Origin of the sequence: Chitinophaga silvisoli, assembly GCF_003412465.1 — a bacterium.
In the GTDB taxonomy this organism is placed as follows: Bacteria; Bacteroidota; Bacteroidia; order Chitinophagales; family Chitinophagaceae; genus Chitinophaga; species Chitinophaga silvisoli.
In genome coordinates this window covers 436,027-459,341 of record NZ_QTJV01000001.1, presented here as the reverse complement: position 1 = coordinate 459,341, position 23,315 = coordinate 436,027, and the positions used below count along the sequence as shown (strand labels likewise).

At 46.1% G+C, this 23,315-nt stretch carries 14 protein-coding genes; 5 read left to right on the top strand and 9 right to left on the bottom strand.

Annotation, left to right across the window (positions count from 1 at the left end; all coding sequences use genetic code 11):
- Window position 1: 1 nt before the first annotated feature.
- The 7 genes from hisD to DXN04_RS01890 form a co-directional block, all read right to left on the bottom strand.
- Window positions 2-1,276 carry a histidinol dehydrogenase gene (hisD, locus tag DXN04_RS01920; RefSeq protein ID WP_116851613.1) on the bottom strand — a complete coding sequence of 425 codons (1,275 nt, stop codon included), beginning with the start codon at window positions 1,274-1,276 and terminating at the stop codon, window positions 2-4.
- 11 nt (window positions 1,277-1,287) lie between these two features.
- Window positions 1,288-2,142 carry an ATP phosphoribosyltransferase gene (gene hisG / locus DXN04_RS01915; RefSeq protein ID WP_116851612.1) on the bottom strand — a complete coding sequence of 285 codons (855 nt, stop codon included), beginning with the start codon at window positions 2,140-2,142 and terminating at the stop codon, window positions 1,288-1,290.
- 466 nt (window positions 2,143-2,608) lie between these two features.
- Window positions 2,609-3,508: an IS3 family transposase gene (locus DXN04_RS01910; protein ID WP_116851611.1), complete on the bottom strand. Its 900-nt coding sequence runs from the start codon at window positions 3,506-3,508 to the stop codon at window positions 2,609-2,611.
- A complete protein-coding gene (locus DXN04_RS01905; RefSeq protein WP_147319816.1) occupies window positions 3,505-3,900 on the bottom strand; it encodes a hypothetical protein in 396 nt (131 codons plus the stop codon). The genes DXN04_RS01910 and DXN04_RS01905 overlap by 4 nt, the downstream gene beginning before the upstream one ends.
- A gap of 151 nt (window positions 3,901-4,051) precedes the next feature.
- Window positions 4,052-6,340 (bottom strand): beta-glucosidase BglX, encoded by a 2,289-nt coding sequence (gene bglX / locus DXN04_RS01900; RefSeq protein WP_116851609.1) that lies wholly within the window; start codon window positions 6,338-6,340, stop codon window positions 4,052-4,054.
- A 91-nt stretch (window positions 6,341-6,431) separates the two neighbouring features.
- Window positions 6,432-7,928 (bottom strand): MGH1-like glycoside hydrolase domain-containing protein, encoded by a 1,497-nt coding sequence (locus tag DXN04_RS01895; RefSeq protein WP_147319815.1) that lies wholly within the window; start codon window positions 7,926-7,928, stop codon window positions 6,432-6,434.
- Window positions 7,904-8,878, bottom strand: a complete 975-nt coding sequence (locus DXN04_RS01890; protein ID WP_116851607.1) for a pectinesterase family protein — start codon at window positions 8,876-8,878, stop codon at window positions 7,904-7,906. Before DXN04_RS01890 ends, DXN04_RS01895 begins: the two co-directional genes overlap by 25 nt.
- 137 nt (window positions 8,879-9,015) lie before the next feature.
- Between DXN04_RS01890 and DXN04_RS01885 the strand changes: the two genes are divergently transcribed.
- The 5 genes from DXN04_RS01885 to DXN04_RS01865 all read left to right on the top strand — a co-directional run bounded on the left by DXN04_RS01885 (window position 9,016) and on the right by DXN04_RS01865 (window position 18,469).
- Complete coding sequence (locus tag DXN04_RS01885) at window positions 9,016-9,579, top strand: RNA polymerase sigma factor (RefSeq protein ID WP_158568807.1); 564 nt, start codon at window positions 9,016-9,018, stop codon at window positions 9,577-9,579.
- Between the two features lie 127 nt (window positions 9,580-9,706).
- Window positions 9,707-10,891: a FecR family protein gene (locus tag DXN04_RS01880; protein WP_116851605.1), complete on the top strand. Its 1,185-nt coding sequence runs from the start codon at window positions 9,707-9,709 to the stop codon at window positions 10,889-10,891.
- Window positions 10,892-11,126: 235 nt separating this feature from the next.
- Entirely contained in the window at window positions 11,127-14,483 is a 3,357-nt protein-coding gene (locus DXN04_RS01875) for a SusC/RagA family TonB-linked outer membrane protein (RefSeq protein ID WP_158568804.1), read from the top strand.
- 20 nt (window positions 14,484-14,503) lie between these two features.
- Entirely contained in the window at window positions 14,504-15,883 is a 1,380-nt protein-coding gene (locus DXN04_RS01870; protein WP_116851603.1) for a RagB/SusD family nutrient uptake outer membrane protein, read from the top strand.
- 24 nt (window positions 15,884-15,907) lie between these two features.
- A complete protein-coding gene (locus tag DXN04_RS01865; RefSeq protein ID WP_233525502.1) occupies window positions 15,908-18,469 on the top strand; it encodes a zinc-dependent metalloprotease in 2,562 nt (853 codons plus the stop codon).
- A gap of 98 nt (window positions 18,470-18,567) precedes the next feature.
- Here DXN04_RS01865 and DXN04_RS01860 read toward each other — a convergent pair whose 3' ends face one another.
- Both DXN04_RS01860 and DXN04_RS01855 read right to left on the bottom strand, forming a co-directional pair.
- On the bottom strand, window positions 18,568-20,049 hold the full coding sequence (locus DXN04_RS01860) for a RagB/SusD family nutrient uptake outer membrane protein (RefSeq protein ID WP_199414969.1): 1,482 nt from the start codon (window positions 20,047-20,049) through the stop codon (window positions 18,568-18,570).
- A 24-nt stretch (window positions 20,050-20,073) separates the two neighbouring features.
- The gene (locus DXN04_RS01855) at window positions 20,074-23,163 is read right to left on the bottom strand and encodes a SusC/RagA family TonB-linked outer membrane protein (RefSeq protein ID WP_116851601.1); all 3,090 of its coding nucleotides are present in this window, start codon (window positions 23,161-23,163) and stop codon (window positions 20,074-20,076) included.
- Window positions 23,164-23,315: the final 152 nt, after the last annotated feature.

Sequence of the window (23,315 nt, the reverse complement as noted above, 5' to 3'; positions counted from 1 at the left end):
ATTATTTCAGACGGAGGGTCACCGCATTCTTGTGTGCATCCAGCCCTTCTGCTGCGGCCATGATTTCGATGGTACTACCTATATGCTGCAAACCTTCTTTGGTAAGGCGCTGGTAGGTAATTTTTTTCACGAAGCTATCCAGCGATACGCCACTGTAAGCAGTAGCATAACCATTGGTAGGCAGGGTATGGTTCGTACCGGAAGCATAGTCGCCCGCACTTTCAGGAGAGTAATTACCCAGGAATACAGAACCGGCATTGATCACAGCATCTGCAATCGTGATATCGTCTTTGCAGGCTACGATCAGGTGCTCAGGTGCATAAGCATTCAGCAGGTCCATCGCTTCTTCGTTGTCCCGTACCAGTATGATACGGCTGTTTTCCAGCGCCTTTGCAGCGATGTCTTTGCGTGGCAGCGTTGCCAGTTGTGCAGCTACCTGTTCCTGTACGCCTTTGATGATATCAGGGGTGGTGGTCACCAGCAATACCTGGCTGTCAGGACCGTGTTCTGCCTGTGACAGCAGATCAGCTGCTACGAAAGCAGGCACACAGGTCTCATCTGCCAGCACGGCTACTTCCGAAGGGCCCGCAGGCATATCGATCGCCACACCATCTTTGTTGATGAGTTGTTTCGCACAGGTTACGTACTGGTTGCCCGGTCCAAAGATCTTGTGTACACGGGGTACACTCTCAGTTCCGTAAGCCATGGCAGCTATCGCCTGTACGCCACCGATCTTGTATACACGATCCAGCCCTACCTGCTCGGCGGCATACAGCACCGCGGGGTGAACCTCACCTTTTGCATTGGAAGGGGTGCAGAGAATGATTTCCTTACATCCTGCTATCACAGCCGGGATGCCCAGCATGAGGATGGTGGAAAACAGTGGTGCGGAACCACCCGGAATATATAATCCGACTTTCTCTATCGCTACAGGTTTGCGCCAGCATTGTACACCGGGCATGGTTTCAATCACCTTGCCTGATTCCTGCTGTGCTTTGTGGAAGACTTCTATATTATGCTTAGCCTGTAAGATGGCTTTTTTCAGTGCGGGATCAAGGCTGGCTGCTGCCTGTGCAAACTCCGCCGGACTTACTGCCAGGGCATCCAGCTGTACCTTATCAAATTGCTGCGCATATTTGCGCACGGCTGCATCTCCATTCTGTCGTACATCCGCAAGGATGTTGCCTACACTGGTTTCCAATGCAGTGTTGTCAAATACCGGGCGGCGCAGCAGCTCCGGCCATTGTGAACGTTCTGGATATTCGAATACCAACATTGTCAGTAATATTAAATGATCATCTTTTCAATTGGAACTACCAGTATACCCTGGGCACCTGCTTCTTTCAGGCTTTCAATGATATCCCAGAAATCATTTTCGTTCAGCACTGAGTGAACAGAGCTCCAGCCTTCTTCTGCCAGTGGCAGTACGGTAGGACTCTTCATACCTGGCAGGAGGGAGATGATTTCCTTTAATTTATCATTAGGTGCATTCAGCAGGATGTATTTGTTGTTCTTTGCTTTCTTCACCGCCTGGATGCGGAACTGCAACTTGCGAAGAATGGCTTCCTGCTCCGTGGTAAGACTGCTGTTGGAGATCAGCACTGCCTCAGATTTCAGGATCACTTCTACTTCTTTCAGACCATTCATAAACAGGGTGGAACCACTGCTTACCAGGTCGCAGATAGCGTCTGCCAGACCGATGCCGGGAGCGATTTCCACGGAACCACTGATTTCATGAATATCTGCAGTCAGACCATGTTCCTTCAGGAACTTCTCCAGGATCACAGGATAGCTGGTAGCAATACGCAGCTTGTCCATGTCTTTTACACCATTGTACTCCACTGATTTGGAAACAGCGAGAGAAAGACGGCATTTGCCAAAACCCAGCTTCTCTACTGTTCTTACAGGGCGGTTCTTTTCCAGTACCACATTCTCACCAACGATACCCAGGTCGGCTACGCCATCTTCCACGTATTGCGGAATATCATCATCGCGCAGGAAGAATACTTCCAGCGGGAAGTTACTGGCTTCTGTTTTCAGCTTATTAACACCATTGTTGATGTCGATACCGCATTCTTTCAACAGCTTGATGGAATCGTCGTGTAAACGTCCTGATTTCTGAATGGCAATTCTCAGTTTCATGTTCTTGTTAATGTTCCGTGAAAACAAAAAAGGGGCTTACCGGTCGGTAAGCCCCTGATGATGTTCTAATATCCTGATAGTACATATTATCATCCCAGCCTACCTGCGTGGTAAGAAATGATGGTGATGATGTGTATGTACGTTTGCGTTCATGTTTGATTTGAATAATGATGCGAAGGTAGGAACTATTTATTTAAATAAAATTAAATTTTTAAGACGGGTTTTGAATGGTTTCTAATAATAGGCTAATAATAGAAGTTTCCCGGCAATGATCCGCTAATAAGCCGCAGGTAACCCGCCTCTTTTAGAATGCGGGTTATAGGCGGAATATATGCGGGTTATCTGCGGGTTATCTGCGGAATATCTCCCTTTTCCAGGCAAAATGTCTTAGTACAGAAAAACCTTACAGTTGACGTATTGTATGCAGAATTAGCTTTACAGGTTGGAGCTTGGTTCAGCGAGCGCTTTACAGGTGTAAATTACTCATTACTTTGTTTCTTTTCTTCCATTTTGAGGACAAAGCGCCCTTTTTGGTGTGTGCCTCATTGGGTGTCAGGTAGTTACAACTCATGTGCGGTCTGACACGGTTATAATAATCAATGGCCTTGCTAACGGCATTAAGCGCCTCTCCGTAGGTCTTAAAGATCCTTTTCAGCCGAAATTCATGTTTTAGAATACCATTCACCCGCTCAGCCACTGCGTTATCGTAGGGACTTCCTGATTCTGTCATAGAAATACTGATTTGGTGGTGCTGAAGTAATTCTACATAATCGTTACAGGCGTACTGGATGCCGCGGTCTGAATGATGTATTAAATTTTGAGCTGCCGATCCTAACGACTTAATTGCCTTGTTTAGTGCGATTATAGAGCCCTGAACTTTAAGCCGTTGACTTAAATGATACCCTACTATCTTTTTTGAGTAGGCATCTGTAACGACAGAAAGGTAGTTAAAACCTTGTTCGGTACGCAGATACGTGATATCACTCACCCATAATTGACCAGCACTGCTAAGATGAAGACCTGCTGTAAGATTAGGCCATTTGCGATAAGGATGGTTGGAATCTGTTGTACGGGTGTAGCGACTTTTACGCTTAGGAAGCATTAACTGATGAGTATACAGCAATTTTAAAAAGCGCGGACGCCCTATGCCAATATGATGCTGCAACAGAATGGGTTGGAGCAGTTTGTGTAGCTTGACAGCACCTCCTTCCCATAACTCACGGTGTTGTTTTATCAGATCGACAATAAAGGCTTCCTCTAACTGCTGATTCCCATTGTGCCAGCCGTGCTCATAAAAAGCTTGCCTGGTCTTTCCAAACAGCCTGCAAATCCGCTCCAGTCCAACAACCGGATGATTCGTTTTCATTTGTTGGGCTGTTTGGAACCAGACTTTTTTATCAGATCGATTCCCAACTCCTTTTGGGCATTTGCGATCAATAATTCAAGGGCTTCCACCTTTAAAAGCGCCTCTTTTAATTGCTTATCTTTCTCTTTGTCAGCAGCATCTTTTTGCGATACCGAAGATGGCGCTACAGGGGTAACAGCTGGCGCTACCGGCGGATTTTCAACAACTGGCAACCGATCCAGGCTATAGTACTTTTCGTACCATCTAACCATACTTCTGGCAACAGCTGCATTCCTGAGCGCATATTTCTCTGCCAATTGACCATAGCTTTGTGCTCCGCTCAGATATTCCCGGGCGACAGTGATTTTCAGGCTGTCTGCATAGATCGGGGGTGGTCCTGCTTTTCTTTTCATGTTAGTAAATTTAATCAGATCATAATTAACCCACAACATGTAAAGTCAATTCTGAATCGATACAAAAATTCACCAAAAATTCTCCGAAACTAAAAAGGCCGGCTGTTATAGCCGGCCTTTTTAAGGATTTAATTATACCTATAGGTATTTATTAAGGTACTAATGCGAAGTCTGCGGACTGCGTATCGCGGCTGTTGCCACCTACGAATACAGAGAAATCACCTGGTTCAGCCACATATTTCAGGTCTGAATTGTAGAATTTCAGGTCTTGAACGCTCAGTTCAAAGGTCACTGTCCGTGTCTCTCCTTTCTTCAGGGAGATCTTTTTGAAGTTTTTCAGCTCCTTTACCGGGCGGGTTACGCTTGCCACCTTGTCACGGATGTACAGCTGTACCACCTCTTCACCATCATAATTACCGCTGTTGGTCACTGCTACGCTTACTTTCACGTTGCCGCCTGCAGATGCTTTGAGCTGGGTTTTGTCCAGCTGTACAGGACCGTAAGTGAAATGAGTATAGCTCAGGCCATAACCAAATGGATACAGCGGCTCGTTAGTAATATCCAGGTATTTAGAAGAATACTTGTTATTTGGATCTTCAGGACGACCGGTATTCTTGTGATTGTAATAGATTGGAATCTGGCCTACACTGCGGGGAAAGGTCATAGTCAGCTTACCAGCCGGGTTGTAATCACCAAACAGTACGTCCGCAATGGAATTACCTGCTTCTGTACCCAGGAACCATGTTTCCACGATAGCGGGAATGTGGGCATCTTCCCATTCCAGTGTGAGCGGACGGCCATTCATCAGCACCAGTACCACTGGTTTGCCGGTGGCGTATACAGCTCTCAGCAGTTTTTCCTGGTTTTCAGGAATGCTGATATTGGAACGGCTGGCAGCTTCACCACTCATACCGTAAGATTCTCCCAGTGCCAGTACTACGATATCTGATTTCTGCGCCAGTGCTACCGCATCCGCCAGCATCCCTGCGCTGTTGGCAGTATCTTCGTCTGTCAGTTTCGCTTTCTGTAATGCTCTTTTCAGCAGGGTTGTATCGTTGGTGTAATGTGCACCACGCAGGTAAGTAACATTGCCTGCACCACCCAGTTTCTGTTTGATACCTTCCAGCAGGGTTACTGATTTGGTATAATCACCGGCAGCAGACCAGTTACCGATCATATCACGTTTGCTGTCTGCCAAAGGTCCGATCAGGGCAATTTTAGCCTCTTTTTTCAGTGGCAGTAACTCGTTCTGGTTTTTCAGCAGTACAATAGAACGGGCACCGATTTCGCGTGCAGCAGCACGGGTTTCAGGTGTCAGGATCTCTTTTGCAGGCCTGCTGTTGTCACAATATAAATAAGGGTCTTTAAAGAGGCCCAGGTCATACTTAGCGGAAAGGATACGGTATACACAGGTATCGATCTGCGCAACGGTGAGCTTTTTATCGGCTACCAGTTTTGCCAGTTGCCTGGTATATACACTACCCTGCATATCCATGTCTACCCCTGCTTTCAGCGCCAGTTCGCCCACTCTATATTCATCGCCTACACCATGTGCCATCATTTCATTGATCGCGGTGTAATCCGTTACTACAAAGCCTTTGAAACCCCACTGTTTACGGAGCAGGTCTGTCATCAGCCATTTGTTGCCGGTAGCAGGAATACCGTCTACTTCGTTGAAGGAAGTCATTACAGTAGCTACACCCGCATCAACGGCCGCTTTGTAAGGCGGCAGGTAGTACTCATACATTTTCTGGCGGCCCATGTCTACAGTATTGTAGTCACGACCAGCTTCCACAGCGCCATAGAGTGCGAAGTGTTTTACGCAGGCCAGGATAGTGTTGTTCAGAGAAAGGTCGGTACCCTGGTAGCCTTTTACTTTGGCTTTGGCTACCTGTACACCATACCAGGTGTCTTCACCTACCCCTTCGGCTACACGGCCCCAACGGGGATCACGTGCAATGTCGACCATGGGGGAATACGTCCATTGCAGACCATCCGCGCTGGCTTCTACAGCAGCAATGCGGGCGCTCTTCTCCATAAGAGCCAGGTCCCAGGTACAAGCCTCTCCCAATGGAATAGGGAAGATGGTCTTGTGGCCATGAATCACATCATATCCGAATAATAAAGGAATTTTAAGACGGGTCTTCATTGCCAGGTCCTGTAACTGACGGGTATACTGAGGTGTGTAAGCATTGAAGATGGAGCCACAACGACCTTCTTCAATGTCTTTTTTGTATCCCGCATTCATGAACGGGCCGGTAACGTCCATTTCGCTGGTGAGCAGGTTCAGCTGCCCGATTTTTTCTTCCAGCGTCATTTTTTTGATCAGGTTATTAATAAACGCCTGTTTACCATTCTGATTATTCTTCGTTTGTGCACTTACACCGCCTGCTAAGCTGAGCGCTAGCAAGCCGGCAAGAATTCGTTTACGGCTGTTCATAACATGTGTGTTTTTATTCGTATCAGAGTGGCGAAGATACAAAAATGAAAATGGTCTTTATCATGATAAAAGTTAGGATTGTAGCTTTTGCTTATAAAGTAAGCATTACAGCCTTTAATTTTTTTCCATGATATTTTTCCACATTATCCACATATATGTAAAATCCTTTCTTTTTATAATTCCAGCTGACGGTGATCATATGCCCATGATAGGGAATATCTGATAATTGGAACCATTTCCAGGGTACCATTGGATCAATCGTCACTTTGTTATCAAGTGACGGACGAATGCCCACCAGGTCATTGATCACAAGATCACAGAAACCTGAGTGGTTATAATAGCTGCTTCTTGGATTATCCCCTTTTAGCCAATAACCGTTCTTTTCATCCTGGTACTCTCCCAGGTAGGGTTCGCCGTTTTTCTGGTGGGAACGGGCATAGGTCTGCAATAGGTCATAATAAACAGCCGGTGTCATACCGCCTTTATGCTTATAATCACGCAGCAGGTTGGATAATGCCTTCAGGGTTTGGGTAGTGGCGAAAGGCCATAGTGCACCATCCCACTCACACCCGCCTGTACCATGACTGCGAAAGGCCGGATGCCTTCTTTCGGCCGTAGTGATGCCCCAGGGTGCATTAAATCCTGCTGTATCTATCAATTGTTGCCATGCATGGGCATACCTGGGCTGATCGTCGGGTAAATTAAAATACCAGGGGATAAAGCCAATTTCTTCACGGGCATCTGACAAACCTCCTTTTGCCAGGCGTACTTTAAAAAATGCTGCTTTACTATCCCACATGCTATCTACTGCCAGCGATTTGATGTTGCCGGCCTCAGATGTATATTTTCTATAAAGATTCTCATTTCCGGCCAGCTTTGCCATTTGGGCCATTGCCACCGCATTGCCATACATATAACTGTTGATGGTAGGCCGGATATTCTTTTCCTTCCTGCCGCCACTGATCGACTCTTCCATCCCGTCTTTTACGTCGAACTGCCAGAATAATCCACCAGGCAGGCGCTTTTCCTTTTCCCACAGCTGGAAATCAGCGTCCATGTAGGGAAGTAACTTTACAGCCATTGCGGTATCCCCGCTTACCTTGATTCTTTCTAACACCGCCCATTCTGCCCAGCTGCTGAACTGGTGGAACTTCGGTGTCTTTTGTTGTGCATCGGCTATAAACCAATACCTGATGTCCTGGTTGATATATTGTGTATCTCTCAGCCACCTGCCTTCATTGATGTGATGGCCCAGGGCACAACTCAGTGCATTGTACCTGCCCGCATGTTTTACCGGCAGAATAAACTCGGTAAAGATAAAGCCATCCGGGGTTTCCTTCAGGTGCTTCCTGAAAGTCCACCAGCGATAATAGTAGATCTTCTCAATGATACTATCCGGGCATTGCAGCAAAGGAATGTTCTTATTGAGCCATTCATAAGCCTGTGCGTTATTCACATAGTTCTGCACGGTCTCGCTATCTGCAGCATTGAACCGGCTTACATAATCGCTTAGCGTTCGCTGGCTATATCCCTTTATTCCTAAAAGAGAGAAAAGTATAAAAATTAAAGTAGCACGGTTGGATCCCACCCTTTCAGAATTTTAGTGATTGTAATAGCTTCCGCTTCCTGCCTGGTAAGTTGTTTGGACCAGCTTACCCGCTGACTGGTACCCGCGCCGGGGCCATTATTGTCATATTCCCGGTATCTTGCGGTCTGTTCATTTTCTGCCTTATCCCAGTTATGCCAGCCCACAGGCAGGATGTGTTTACCCAATGTGCAATCCATGAATAAGGTAGCAGCATAAGGTCGCCATGGCCGCCCCAGGTACACCTTTGTAGCAGTATCGGCAGCCAGCAGGTTGCAATGCATAAATACAAATCCATAGGGTTGATTGGCGGTCGTGGAAGCGGCCGTGATATAGGAATTCCGGATACTGAAAATGGTACAATCTTTAAACACCGCAGTAGCTGCGCCAAAAATGAAATCGGTCGTGCCTTCTATATAACAGCTGTCATAAAACTGCCGGCTGTCTTCCTTACCTGCATATAGGGTGTCCTGGTTGCCCAATAATCTGCAATGCAGGAATTTACAACGGTCTCCCTCCACATGCAGTGCTACTCCCTGCCCCACCTGGCCAGCTGCATTTACAATTGTCAGGTTCCGGAGCACCACATCATTGCCCTGAACCAATACGGTATAAGAAGTAAAGGTGCCGAACTTGTCTCTTCCATTACTGTCCCTGCCCCCGGGATATGGCTTTCCTGAAAAGTCGCTGTTAGTGATAACTGTGCTGTCGAGAGATTCACCAATTAGTGTGATGCCTGTCTTCCAGGAGGGGATCACCAGCTTCTCATGATAAGTTCCTTTTTTAATAAAAATGGTGACTCTCCAATACTGAAAATCCCGCACGGCATTTACCGCATCCTGGATACTGGAAAAGTCGCCTGAGCCATCATGGGCTACTACTAGCAATTTCTTCTCCTGCGCAGGGAGGGAAAAGCTGGCAAAGAGCAGGCATAAATGAATAAGATATTTCATAACCGGAATTTAGAGCAGGCGGAAGCTATAAAAATCATCTTATAACACGAAGGTTTATTTACGCAATCGTTACCGGAAATAATACAGTCTTTTATGTAATTTTATCGTCGATGCACCATCAGGATGACATAGTACTAGTGAACAAGTTGGCGAGCAATGATGAAGTAGCCTTTGAAGCTCTCTTCCATAAGTATAAAGATAAATTATATTCATTCCTCCTGCACCTTGGCAACTCACCTACAGCTGCTGAAGACGTTCTACAGGACGTGTTCATGAAGTTGTGGACGCGCCGTGCTCAACTGGGTGAAATCGACAATTTCAATGCATATTTGTTCCGCATGGCTGCCAATCAGGCCATTAACCTGATGCGCAGGCAGAGCCGCGAAATAAAGATCCTCGATGAGTTGCAATTGTATACCATCGACGAAAACGGTACCGCCCAGGCTATGTCGGAAAAAGAAGTGCAGGAAGTACTGGCGAAGGCGCTGGCTTCCCTGCCACAACAACAATATAAAGTATTTATGCTCAGCCGTGAACACGGGCTGAAATACGAAGAAATAGCTGCTGAGATGGGGATCTCTGCCGCGACCGTACGCAACCATATGGTACAGGCACTAAAAAAGATCAGGACTTACCTGGAGTCCTCACATATTATCAGCATTATTTATCTGTACATACTTTTAGCAGAGAAGATTAAATAAGCATTGTTCCTTAGAACTCCCTCTTTTTAAAAAAAGTTAAATTTTTTTTCGGATCGACTAGACCGAAAGTTTCAGTTGTTTGTCTTATACGTAAGGGGACGAACTTTTTATAAAGAAAATCAGCCAAATGTCGATTGACAGGATCACAGCATTATTGGACAAATTAACATCCGGCACCTGCACCTGGCAGGAGAAAAAAGAGCTATTCACGCTCATAGAGGGCGTGGATGATCCGCAGCTAAAAGCTGTGCTGGAAGCTGCATGGCTAAAATATAATGAGCCAGTTCATAACCTATCCGACGCCACTTCAAGAGTCATTCTCAACAACATTCTGAAAAGAGAAGAGCCAACAAGAGTCCTATCTATCCGTAAGTGGCGCGTTGCGGCTGTAGCGGCCGCAGCTGCGCTCCTCATCGGCATCAGCATTTACAAATTTACCGGGTCTCATTCCACTACACAGCCATCTATTGCCATCGCATCAGACATTAAAGCCCCTGCTACCCACAAAGCCACCATCACATTATCCAATGGACAACAGGTGCAGGCAGACAGTATTGCCAACGGGCAATTGGTCATGCAGGGTCAGACTAAAGTAATGAGATTAGCCAACGGAGAAATCGTTTATCAATCACAGGGACAACACGAAGAAATTTTACTCAATACGCTTACAAATCCAAAAGGAAGTCAGGTTACTTCTATCACCTTATCTGATGGTAGCCGGGTATGGCTCAATGCGGGTACCTCCCTCACCTATCCTGTTGCCTTTTCAGGCAAGGAAAGAAAGGTGACTGTAGCAGGGGAAGCCTATTTTGAAGTAGCACCTGCCGGCGACCACAAAATTCCTTTTTTAGTAAATATTAAAACCAACCAAAGAGATAGCAGTCTTGTTACTGTGCTGGGTACGCATTTTAATATCAAAGCTTATGAAGATGAGGCAGACACGAGAGTTACACTTTTACAAGGTAGCGTACAGGTAGACCATCTGCAGCAAGGCCTCCGGATTGTGCCCGGACAACAGGCCAGATATGCAGCAGGCAAACAGATCCAGGTCAGCATGGCTACCTCAGTTGATGAGGTGGTAGCATGGAAAGAAGGATTATTTGCCTACCAGAACAGCAGTATTGCACAGGTTTTACGGGATGTAGCCCGCTGGTACGACATAGATGTCGTATATACCGGTAACAAAGTACCTGATGACACCTTTACAGGTGAAATACCGCGTACTGCTACACTGACTGAGCTTTTACAAATATTACAGATGAGCCGGGTTCATTTCCGCCTGGAAGGCAGACAGCTTACTGTACTTAATTAATCATACACCACCTTATACCAGGATCATGTGACTGGATACGAAAACGCCCCGAATGGGGGTTCGGGGCGCGAATTGTCTTGAGTCACTTATCATAAATAGTCAAGCCAGACTAACTTATTTTTTTACCGTCTGAACGGAGTCCATCCGGGATGACTCAAATCCAGCCAAATCTATGCTGTTAAATGCAAACGGCAAAACATTGCCGTGTCTGTTATCAACCAAACTACTGTTGATTATGAAATTCACAGTCGTATTTGTATTGGCCGCTTGTTTACAGGTTAAGGCCAGCACGTATGCTCAGAACGTGTCATTGAATGTTCGAAACGCTTCCCTGGAGCTGGTATTTAAAGAATTTAAGAAGCAAACAGGTTACAATTTTTTTTACAATGATGCGATGGTCCGTACAGGTATCCCTGTAAGCGTAGACCTGAAATCTATGCCGCTGGAAGAAGCAATGAAGCAGGCGCTCTTAAATCAGCCGCTCACCTTTTCTATCGTGAACAAAACTGTGGTACTGAAGGATAAGCTCACGCAGCCTGACTTCACCACATTGCCTGCACCGCCTGAAGATCTTCATGGCCGTGTCATGGATTCCCTGGGCATTCCGCTGATTGGTGCCACCGTTCGTATCAAAGGGACGAAAGAAGTGGTGATCACTGACGGCAACGGTAACTTCGTTATCAAAAACGTTGACGATAACCAGCGCCTGATCGTTTCCTTCACAGGTTATGTAACCAAAGAATTACCTGTAAAAGAAGGCAGGGACAGGGTGTATGCAATCAGGCTGTCACGCTCAAACAATCCGCTGGATGAAGTACAGGTGATTGCTTATGGTACCAATACCAGGCGTTTTAACGTAGGTAATGTTTCCACCGTATCTTCCGCAGATATCAAAAATTCAGGTGCGACCAATATTACAAATGCCCTTAATGGTCGTGTGCCTGGGATGGAAATAAACGTATTTAGCGGTGTACCCGGTGCCAGACAAACCTGGCAGTTACGCGGACAAAATACGCTGTCCAGCTCTGCAAGTGCTATTGTGTACGATCAGCCCCTCATTATCGTAGATGGAATTCCGTTGCCTGCACAGAACAATGACATCTCCATGTTGCTGAGCAGCTTCAACTCCGGTGGTAATGCCAGTGGTTTCAGTACATTGAATGGTTTGAATCCTCTGGATATCGAAAGTATCAGTGTATTGAAAGATGCAGATGCGACCTCCATATATGGTTCACAGGGTGCGAATGGTGTAGTGGTGATCACCACCAAAAAAGGAAAGCCTGGCAGAAACAGGGTGAATGTAAGCGTGGTAACCGGTCCCAGCCTGATGGCACGTAAACTGGATATGATGAATACACAGCAATACCTCCGTATCCGTCATCAAGCCATCACCATGGATAGTATTACCTCCTTCCCTTCAGATCAGAGTTATTTCAAAGATCTGTTTGTTTATGATACGACTAAATATACAGACTTTGCCAGCAAATATTATGGTGGTACAGCCAACAGTACTGATGCTCACCTGAGCATGTCAGGAGGTGCCGGAAATAGCACCTATATGGTTGCTGCCGGTTATACCAGACAGGGTTATAATTTGCCGGGCAACTTTTACGATAAACGTTATACCCTGCATAGTGCATTGAGCACGCATTCCAGCAATAACAAGATCAGGGCTGATTTCGGCAGTGATGTGTCTTACGAAGATAATAACTCTTCAGGAAGTACTACCCTGGGCCAGGCACTGATGACCGTTCCTGATCATCCGGATATGCTGGATGCAAATGGTAACCTGGTGTGGACGTATAAGGGAATGGATGTAAGTTCTGATCAATTACTGGCGGAGTTAAAAAAACCATACCAGGTCAACAGTTACCTGTTCAACAATTATCTCCGTTTAACTTATGAGATCATTCCCGGGTTGAGCGTTGCTGCAAATGCGGGTTGGGGCCTGAACATGACCAAGCAGTATAGTGCCACCCCAAAAGCTGCTGCGAACCCGGCAAATAATCCCGATGCGAGTGCCAACTTTGGCCGGAGCAATGACCAGACAATCAACCTGGAACCACAGGTAGACTACAGAAAGACCATCGGAGACGGTGAACTGTCTGTCCTGGCAGGTGGTACCTACAAAAAGGTAACACGCGACTATTCAGAGCAATTAGGCACTGGTTATACGGATGATGGTTTATTGGGAACTATTATGGCTGCAACAGGTATCAGTGTATCAGATGGTGCAAGTGTTTCCAAATATGTAGCGGGATTTGGCCGTATCAATTATACCTATAAGGAAAAGTACATTCTGAACCTGACCGGTCGCCGCGATGGTTCCAGCAACTTTGGACCTGGCCGCCGTTTCGGCAACTTTGGAGCCGTTGGTGCAGGCTGGATCATCTCTGAAGAACCATTTATGAAACCCTTGAATAAGGTACTGAGCTTTGCAAAGATTTCAGGTAACTATGGTACGAATGGTTCTGATGGCGTAGCTCCTTATAAATACCAGCCATTCTGGAAAGTAGGGTCTACAACAGCTACACAGACTTTTGATGGTACCCGTCCGTATACAGCTAACAATCTTTACAATCCGGACTATAGCTGGGCTTCCAAACGCTCTATCAACCTTGGCCTGGACCTCGGATTTATAGACGATAAGATCCTGATGAATTTGGCTTATTACCGTGCCAGAACAGGTAACCAGCTCACTGGTTATACACTGCCTACACAGGTTGGTTTTAGCAATGTAGTGATGAACATGGATGCTACGCTGCAGAATGCAGGCCTGGAATTATCCATTACGACCCGCACTATCACGAGGAAGGATTTCAAATGGGTAACCTCTTTTAATATTTCCGGCAACAGGAATAAACTGATTTCCTTCCCTGGCTTAGCAACATCTGCTTATTCAGCTACTTATGCTATCGGGAAATCTACTTCCATGATCTATGGATTTAAATATGCCGGTATCAATGATACAACCGGTGTATTCCAGTATTATAAGGCGAATGGCACCATTACTTCTGCACCGGCTACGTCCAATATTGCAAAGGGTGGGGATATGCAGCCAATTGCCAATGCACAGACAGATTTCTTTGGTGGTCTGAACAACAATTTCACCTATAAGAACTGGAGCCTGAGCCTGCTCTTCAAATTCTCCAGGGCTATGGCCAAGAACTACCTGGCAGGTCTCAGTTATGCATCTCCCTTACCAGGTGGACAGGTTAACCTGCCATCATTCATGCAGGATATGTTCTGGACTAAACCAGGTGATAATGCAAAATTAATGCGCCTGACCACAGGCTATTATGGTGCAGCCAGGAACGGACAGCTGGCGCAACGCTATGGTAGTTACTTCACCAGTTCCGATGCGGTGTATAGCAACAACACTTACCTGCGTCTGAAAAGCCTCATGCTGGCTTATTCACTGCCGGAAAAAACTGTAAGGAAAATGGGTATTCAGTCTTGTTCTTTCAACATCAATGCACAGAACCTGTTTACGATTACCAACTATAAGTTTGGTGATCCTGAAATGCCGGGTATGCTTTATACAGTACCTATGCAGTTGATCATAACCGGTGGTTTCAACCTGGAGTTCTAATTGTTTAAAATGTATTTATCATGAAGAAAAATCGTTCTATATATATGATTGCGGCGGCAGCGCTGTTCGCAATGTCCTGTAATAAGCTGGTGGATATTCCTGCTCATCCGATTGATCAGATTTCAGAAAGCACCGTTTTTAGTGACAGTTCAGGTATCATCTCAGCGGTAGCAGGTGTCTATTCCAACTTCAAAGCAAACTCCGCCGGCGGTTCGCTCGGTGCTACAATGGTAACGGTTAATACCGGCCAGGCTGCCGATGAACTGACCTATGCCTATAGCTCCACTTATGTGAACAATGCCTACCTGGGAGATGATGGTTCTGCACTTACTTTGTGGAATTCAGCATATTCCAATCTTTACCAGATGAATGCCTGTATAGCTGGTATTGGTGGTACTTCTGCTATCAGCGATTCCCTGAAAAGAGCATTGGTTGCGGAGATGAAATTTGACCGTGCCTTTTATTACTTCCAGATGGTAAACCTGTTTGGTGGTGTACCTTTAATTACAAGTACTGACTACAACAAGACAGCACAACAGGGAAGAGCATCTGTAGATGAAGTGTACCAGTTGATCCAGGCCGATCTGGCAGAAGCCCGCGCCGTACTGAAGGAAGATTATCCGTCCACTGCAGGCACGAAATTCCGTCCAAACCTGTACACAGCGATGGCACTTTCTGCCAAGGTATTCTTATACCGCCAGCAATGGGATAGTGCAGCGCTGATGGTGAACCAGATTTTAGCCTCCGGTAATTATGCACTGGCCACTACACCATCCACTGTCTTTTTACAATCCAGTGATGAAGTGATCTGGAATCTTCCCGGTAGTAATGTAAGTACTTCCAACTTCCAGACAGGAGAAGGTTATACCTTGCTGCCATCCTCTATTTACTCTGCTCCTGCTTACCAGGTAAATCGTATCCTGGTAAATGCATACGAAGCAAATGACCTTCGCAAGGCAAGCTGGATCACTCAAACTACATTATACGGGTCCACCTACAATTATCCTTCAAAATACAAGAACAGGGTATTGAATGCTCCAACAACAGAAGCCTATGTAATGTTCCGCCTTGCGGATATGTACCTGGTACTGGCAGAAGCGCAGGCACACCTGGGTAACTATTCAGATGCGATCACGAATCTGAATACCGTAAGGTCAAGAGCTGGTCTGGGTGGCTACGAAGGCACTAACGACGACCTGCTGGCTGCCATCTACCACGAACGCCAGGTGGAAATGGCCTTCGAATGGGGCAACCGCTGGTATGACCTGAAACGTACCGGTAGGATCGACGCAGTACTGGGTGCAGAAAAATCTAACTGGAAACCTACTGCTGCATTAATGCCCATCCCGGCTACGCAGATTCAGGCAAATCCGAATCTTATTCAGAATGACGGTTACTAATAAATAACAAAACTCAAACAAATCATGCTACAACGCCAACGCCCAACAGTAGCCATCGCCATAGGAATTTCTCTTATGGCGGTGACCACTGTTCATGGTCAGATCTTTAGACACAAGAAGAAACAAGAGTCCACCACACAGAAAAGCGCCAACCCTTCTGACTCAACAAAGAAATCAGGTCCATCACCTGTAAAGCCGTACAAAGAAGTAATCACAGCCGATATGAAGTCAAGCAAAGGCTTCATCACTGTACACCAGAAAGAAGAAAAGTATTTCTTCGAAGTGCCTAACAAAATGATGGGCAGGGATATCCTGATCGTGAGCCGTGTATCCAAAGCATCTGCCGAGATGCGCAATGGTAGCTCAGGCTACGCCGGCGACCAGATTGGTGAAACCGTTTTCAGGTTCGAACTGGGCCCTTCTAAAAAATTATTATTACGCCGTATTTCTTTCAGGGAATATAGCGAAGACAGCACCCAGGCAATGTTTGCCAGCGTTCAAAAGAACAATGTGCAGGCTATTGCCATGGCATGGCCTATCGCCGCTTATGCACCGGATTCAAGTGGTGTGGTATTCGATGCGACTGAATTTGTAAACAGCGACAACGAAGTTTTATACTTCCAGAACAAGAAATTCAAAGACAGGGCCGGTATGGGGTCACAGGTGAATGAGCGCAGCTTTATCGATTATGTACGTGCTTTCAATTCAAATGTAGAAGTACATGCAGTAAAGACTTACAGTGCTGGTCTCAATCCTACCTCCTCTTCTTATACCGTAGAACTGAACTCCTCTATGGTACTGCTGCCTGAAAAGCCGATGAAACCAAGAGCGATGGATGGCCGTGTAGGTTACTTCGCTGTAGGTCATATTGACTACGATGCAGATCCACAGGGTGTAAAAGAACAGATCTATGTGAAACGCTGGAGATTGGAACCTAAGCCTGCAGATGTGGAAAAGTATAAACGTGGTGAACTGGTAGAACCAGCTAAACCAATTGTCTACTACATAGATCCTACCACGCCTAAGAAATGGGTGCCCTACCTGATCCAGGGTGTAAACGACTGGCAGAAAGCCTTCGAAAAGATCGGTTTCAAAAATGCAGTATATGCACGCATCGCTCCTACCAAAGAAGAGGATAGCACCTGGAGCATCGACGATGCTACCCACTCTGCTATCATCTACCGTCCTTCTGTGATTGCCAATGCCATGGGCCCAAGCGTATCTGACCCCCGCAGTGGTGAGATCATCGAGAGCCACATCTTCTGGTACCACAACGTAATGAGCCTGCTGCAACGCTGGTATATGGCACAATGTGGTGCTGTTGATCCCCGTGCGCTGAACAATGAACTGCCAGATTCCCTGATGGGTCAGCTCATCCGCTTCGTATCTTCTCACGAAGTAGGTCATACACTGGGTCTGCTGCACAACTTTGGTTCCAGCTCCACTGTACCTGTTGAAAAACTGCGTGACAAGGAATGGGTAGAAGCACATGGCCACACGCCTTCTATCATGGACTACGCACGTTTCAACTACGTAGCACAGCCTGAAGATCATATTGGTGAAGCAGGATTATTCCCACGTATTAATGACTACGACTTCTGGGCCATTAAGTGGGGATATGATATGCACAATGAATATAAAACTGCTGCTGAAGAAAAATCCGCCTTATCCAAAATGGTCAGCGATAGCCTGGCTGCAAACCACCGCCTGTACTTCGGTAGCGAAGTTAACTTCACGGATGGCCGTTGTCAGAGCGAAGACCTGGGTGACGATGCTGTGAAAGCCGGTGAATATGGTATCAAAAATCTGAAAAGATTAATGCCGGGTGTACTGAGCTGGGCTGGTAAAAAAGGGGAAGACTTTGATAAACCAATGGCACAGATCCAAACCCTGTACAGCCAATACTCAAGGTACCTTGTTCATGCAATGGGCTATATCGGTAGTGTGTATGTAACTGAAAACATGGTAGGCGATGCTGCAAAGAGCAATGTTGAACCAGCGCCATATGAGAAGCAAAAAGCAGCCATGGCATTCATTAACAAGCAATTGTTTGAAACGCCAACCTGGTTGAACAGCGATCTGATAGAAAGAACTACGCTGAACTTTGCTACTGAGGTCAACGATGTACAACGCGACATCCTGGAGTATATCCTGACCCGTGGCCGTTTCAGCCGCCTTTTATGGTCAGAGCAGGTATATGCTGCCAACAAGCATGTGAAAGTGTATACACTGACTGAGATGTTAGATGATCTGAACAAAGGCATCTTTACCGAAGCGTATGCAGGTAAGAATGTAGATATGTACCGTCGTGCTTTGCAGAAATCATATGTGGGCAGACTGATGCAGCAGGTGTATGCAAATATGGGCACAGAAAACATCAGTGACCAGATCCAGCCGTTTGGTTACAACTTTGACAAGTCCGACGAAAGAGCACTTGTAAAAGAAGCCATGATGACAGTACTGGAACTTTCTAAGAAACAGGCGGCAAATGCAGGTCTGGATAAGCTGACCAGAATGCACTATAATGATATCGTGACGAGGATCAATGCGCAGTTAGCTGCAGAAAAACAAGGATTGATAAAGTAAAGATAGAATGAACGCAACCCCAACCTATCCCTGGAAACCCTATCTAAAAAAAACGCCTGCTTGCGCAGGCGTTTTTTTGTTTGAATAAACGGGAGAATTTATTTCCATTCGTCGTTCTGTGTCAGGTTTTTATTCGCATCCAGTTCATTCTGTGGCAATGGCCAGATGTAATACTTCGTGGTGAAGGTCACACCCTGGATATTGGGCTTGCTGGTCGCATCTACAAATACATTGTTGTCCAGGTCATACATCATGTGTGTACGCTGAATATCGAAATAAGCTTTGTCTTCGAATGCCAGTTCATGATAACGCTCCTTCCACACCTGCTGGCGAAAATCCTCTTTCGTCAAACCTGACAATGGTGCCAGATTAGCCCTTTTGCGGATGGCATTGATCTGTGCATACGCCTTGTCTGTAGGACCACTTACTTCGTTGCTGGCCTCTGCATAGATCAGCATGATTTCAGGCAGGCGGAACAGTGTCCAGTTCTCATCGGAATTAGCATCGCCCGTAACAGGATTGGCTGCCTCTTCCAGCCAGTATTTATAGAGTGCATATTCACCGAAATCTCTGCCATTGTAATTGGTAAAGAAGAATTGCTTTTCTTCTGTACGCTTATCACCTGTTTCGTAAGAGGCTACAAATTGATTGTATGGCATGAGTGCCCCATATTCATCGCCGAACTTAGAGATGCCTATTTTCTCAGGAATGATTAAGCGGGCAATATTGTTCGCTACAATGCTTCCGGAATACTGTACCTGCATAATGAACTCTGAACCGTTCTTATGCGCCCTGTCGTGCAGGTAGAGGTAGTTGTCAAACAGTGCATAGCCACCACCCTCTATTACTTCGGCAGCTTTGTCGGCAGCCAGCTGGTAGTAAGGCGTACCTTTCTGCAATGGATACCCGGCCATAGTCAGGTATACGCTGGACAGCAGGGATTTTGCCGCCATAACAGAAGCACGGCCTGTAGCATCGGTGGTAGGCATGGAAGAGGACTCCGCGGCCTGCAGGTCTTTCACAATCTGATCATACACTTCAGCAGCAGGTGTGCGGGCAGGATACAGCAAAGGGCTGTTTGCATCCACGGCTTCCAGCACCAGGGGTACATCCCCATACAATCTTACCAGCTGGTAATAGTAGAAAGCACGCAGGAAATATAATTGTCCCATCAGGTTGCTCTTCTGGGCATCGTCCATGCTCACATCGGGAATATGCTGGATGGCCACATTACAGTTGGCAATACCATTATAGAACCCTTTCCATACTGACATGAATACAGGGTCACTGCTACCGGCCGTATGCTTGATCATGCTACTGTTATATGTACTCTGGCCCAGCGTCTTCGCATGGCCTACCAGCATCTCCATAGAGATCCAGGGTGTTTCACCATAACCATCGCCGTTCTGGAATACCCTTAGTTGTTCATATGCGCCATCTACGGCAGACTGTGCCTGGCCGGCATTTTTATAATACTTATCGATCGTAAGGGAAGATGGGTTTTGTTCTTCCAGGAATTTACTACAGCCAGTCATTCCCATCAGGGAGAGGCTTAATAATATAATTATACTGCGGTTCATAAAATGCATTTAAAAGGTCAGTGATTAGAAAGTTACATTCAGTCCCAGCAGGAAAGTTCTTGCCTTGGGATAGTCGTGGAACTGCATCCCCTGTGCGAAGGTGTCATCCCATGTAGTCGTTTCCGGATCATAGCCTGTGTATTTGGTAATGAGGAAGAAGTTCTGTGCAGCCACATATACACGGGCATTACCTATACCCATCTTCTTGCAGGTAGCTGGTGCCAGGTTATAACCAAAGGAAATGTTCTTGCCTCTGAGGAAGGAACCATCTTCCACCTTATGATTATCCAGCTTGCTGGTGTAGCCGGCAGCAGTAGGCCTGATCTGTGCAATAGGTGTATTCTGGTGCTCAGGTGTCCAGGCATTCAGCACAGTTGAAAAGCTGTTTGCAATACCGGTTCTGTCTTCAGAAGAGTGCTCTGACAGTTTGAACACATCATTACCATAAGAATATTGTAGTTCCAGTACGAAGTCAAATTGCCTGTAACGGAGGCTGTTGGATATAGTACCATACCAGTCAGGAATACCTTTACCAATGATGGTACGGTCCTGGCTATTGATCTGGCCATCGCCGTTCATGTCTTTGAACTTCAGGTCACCTGGTTTCGCACCATACTTGGCAGCCTGGGTTTCTTCAGCTGTACTCCAGGTACCTTCACGCACATAACCATAGAAAGAGCTTACTGATTCACCCACACGAAGGATGTTGGTATAATCCAGGAAGTTCGGGTTCATGTAAATGTCTTCATTGTTGCTACCCAGTGCTGTAATTTTGTTTTTCAGTGTAGAGAAGTTGAGCGTAGTATTCCAGGAGAAATTCTTCCGGTCAATGTTCACCGTATTCACACTGAATTCAAAACCTGAGTTCTGCAGGCTACCGATATTACGGGTCAGCGTAGCATAACCGCTGGAAGCGGGTACTGGTGCATCGAGCAGCAGGTCTTTGGTATTCTTTTTATAATAGTCTGCTGCGATGTTCAAACGGCTGTTGAAGAGGGAGAGGTCAAAGCCCACATCGACCTGCCGGGTCTTTTCCCATTTCAGGTCAGGATTTGCCATTGTGCTGATCACGGTACCTGCCGCGCGGGTAGCGTTGAAGATCAGGGTATTGGAAGTCATGTTTGACAGGGACTTGTACTGACCGATTTCAGAGTTACCTGTCAGACCATAACTGGCACGCAGTTTCAGGTTATTGACCGTTGGATTATCTTTCAGGAAAGGCTCCTCAGACACACGCCAGCCCACTGCTGCAGATGGGAAGAAAGCAAATTTATTGTCCGCACCAAAACGGGAACTACCATCATAACGACCTGTGAAAGTGAACAGGTAACGATCTTTGTATGTATAGTTCGCCCTGGCGAAGAAAGATGCCATTGCCCATGAATAAGCCTCGGAAGAAGGTGTATTCACGGTTGCAGCAGAACCCAGGTTATTCCACTCGTAATAGTCATCGCTCAGGCTTTGTACCTGAATTACATCTTTCAGGTAGTTCAGTTTCTGGATTTCCTGACCTACGGTTGCACTGATGCGATGATCTTTACCGATGGCCTTATCGTAGGTGAAGTGGTTTTCCCATTGGTAGAATGTAGTATGATAAGAAGTGATTTCAGCAAAGTTCTTACCATATTCATTAGCCAGGTTGGAGAGGGTACTGTTGAAATACGGATCGTATTCATCACGTACGTTGGCACCAAAAGTACTGGTAAAGGTCAGATCCTTGTACAGTTTAATATTGGCATATACGTTACCGTTAAATACGTTGTTATTATACAGGCGTTTGTCTTCGTAGATCTGGGACAATGGGTTGTCGCCCGATTCCATGCCTTCATAATCACCTCTCTTACCATAAGTGCCATCAGGGTATTTATACGGAACGATTGGAATCATTTCTATCATCTGGCGGGTGACGTTATTTCCACCTACAGTTGCATCCTGTCTCTTTTCTTTGTTGACAACATAACCTATGGTACCACCTACTTTGAGCCAGTCGTTCATTTGCCTGTCAATAGTAGCGCGGGCCGTATATCTTTTTGCATAAGAATTTTTAATCACCCCCTGTTCATCATTGTAGCCCATGTATAAACCATAAGTAGATTTTTCATCGCCACCTGCAAAAGACAGGTTGTGCCCCTGGCTGATAGCGGTACGGGTTACAGCATCCTGCCAGTCTACATCGTAGAGTGGATTCAGGTTCTCGTCGAAGAGGGTACCGATATATTGTGCACGTTTCACTTTAGGATCTTTGTAGGCACCATTTGCGAAACCGGTCGGATCGTATTTGGCAGCATTCGCATAAGCCAGGTCTTCAGTAGCCAGGAACTCTTTTGAGTTCAGCACATCCTGCTTGCGTGTCATTTTACCTACACTTACATAGCCATTATAGCTCACTACACCGCCTTTCTTATTCCCTTTTTTAGTAGTGATCATGATTACACCATTCGCACCACGGGTACCATAGATAGCGGTAGCAGATGCATCTTTGAGGATGTCCATACTCTCGATATCATTCGGATTGATGGTAGAGATATCAGAAGGATATACGATACCATCTACTACATACAGGGGATCGTTGGTAGCCTTGATAGAACCAAAACCACGTATACGAACGCTGGTTCGGCCACCCGGGCGGCCTGAGTTAGTGTTTACATTTACACCGGCTACTTTACCTGACATGGCTTGTTGCAGTGTGAGGGATGGTCTTTCCATCAGCTCGTCAGCATTCACACTACCCACACTACCGGTAAGGTCTGTACGCTTGGTAGTACCATAACCGACTACTACCACTTCGTTCAGATCACTTGCAGAAGAAGTGAGTACAATATTAAGGTTTGTCTGATCCCCTACAGGTACCTCTTTTGTTTCCATGCCTACATAGCGTACTACCAGTACGGCACTGGAATTAGGTACTGCGATAGTGAATTGTCCTTTTTCATCTGTGTATGCACCCGTGGTGGTACCTTTTACCTGCACAGATACATTTGTGAGTGGTCCTTCCTTGCCTGAGACCTGCCCTGTGACCTTCCTTTGCTGGGCCAACAGGGTATGGAAGTGCAGCATCGTTAACAGGAATAGCAGTCCTGTACAACGCATGAAATGGTTGTTTCTTTTCATCATGGAACTATTTAGTATGTGATCTGATTACTCTTTTATGGACATATTATACCGCCCTGGACATGGTTAAGTGCCCAAGGGTCAATAAGTAAATCGTTTTAGTTTAGTTAAACAAAGATGGTTGCTACGTTTCTTTTTTTGGTTTGGTTACAATA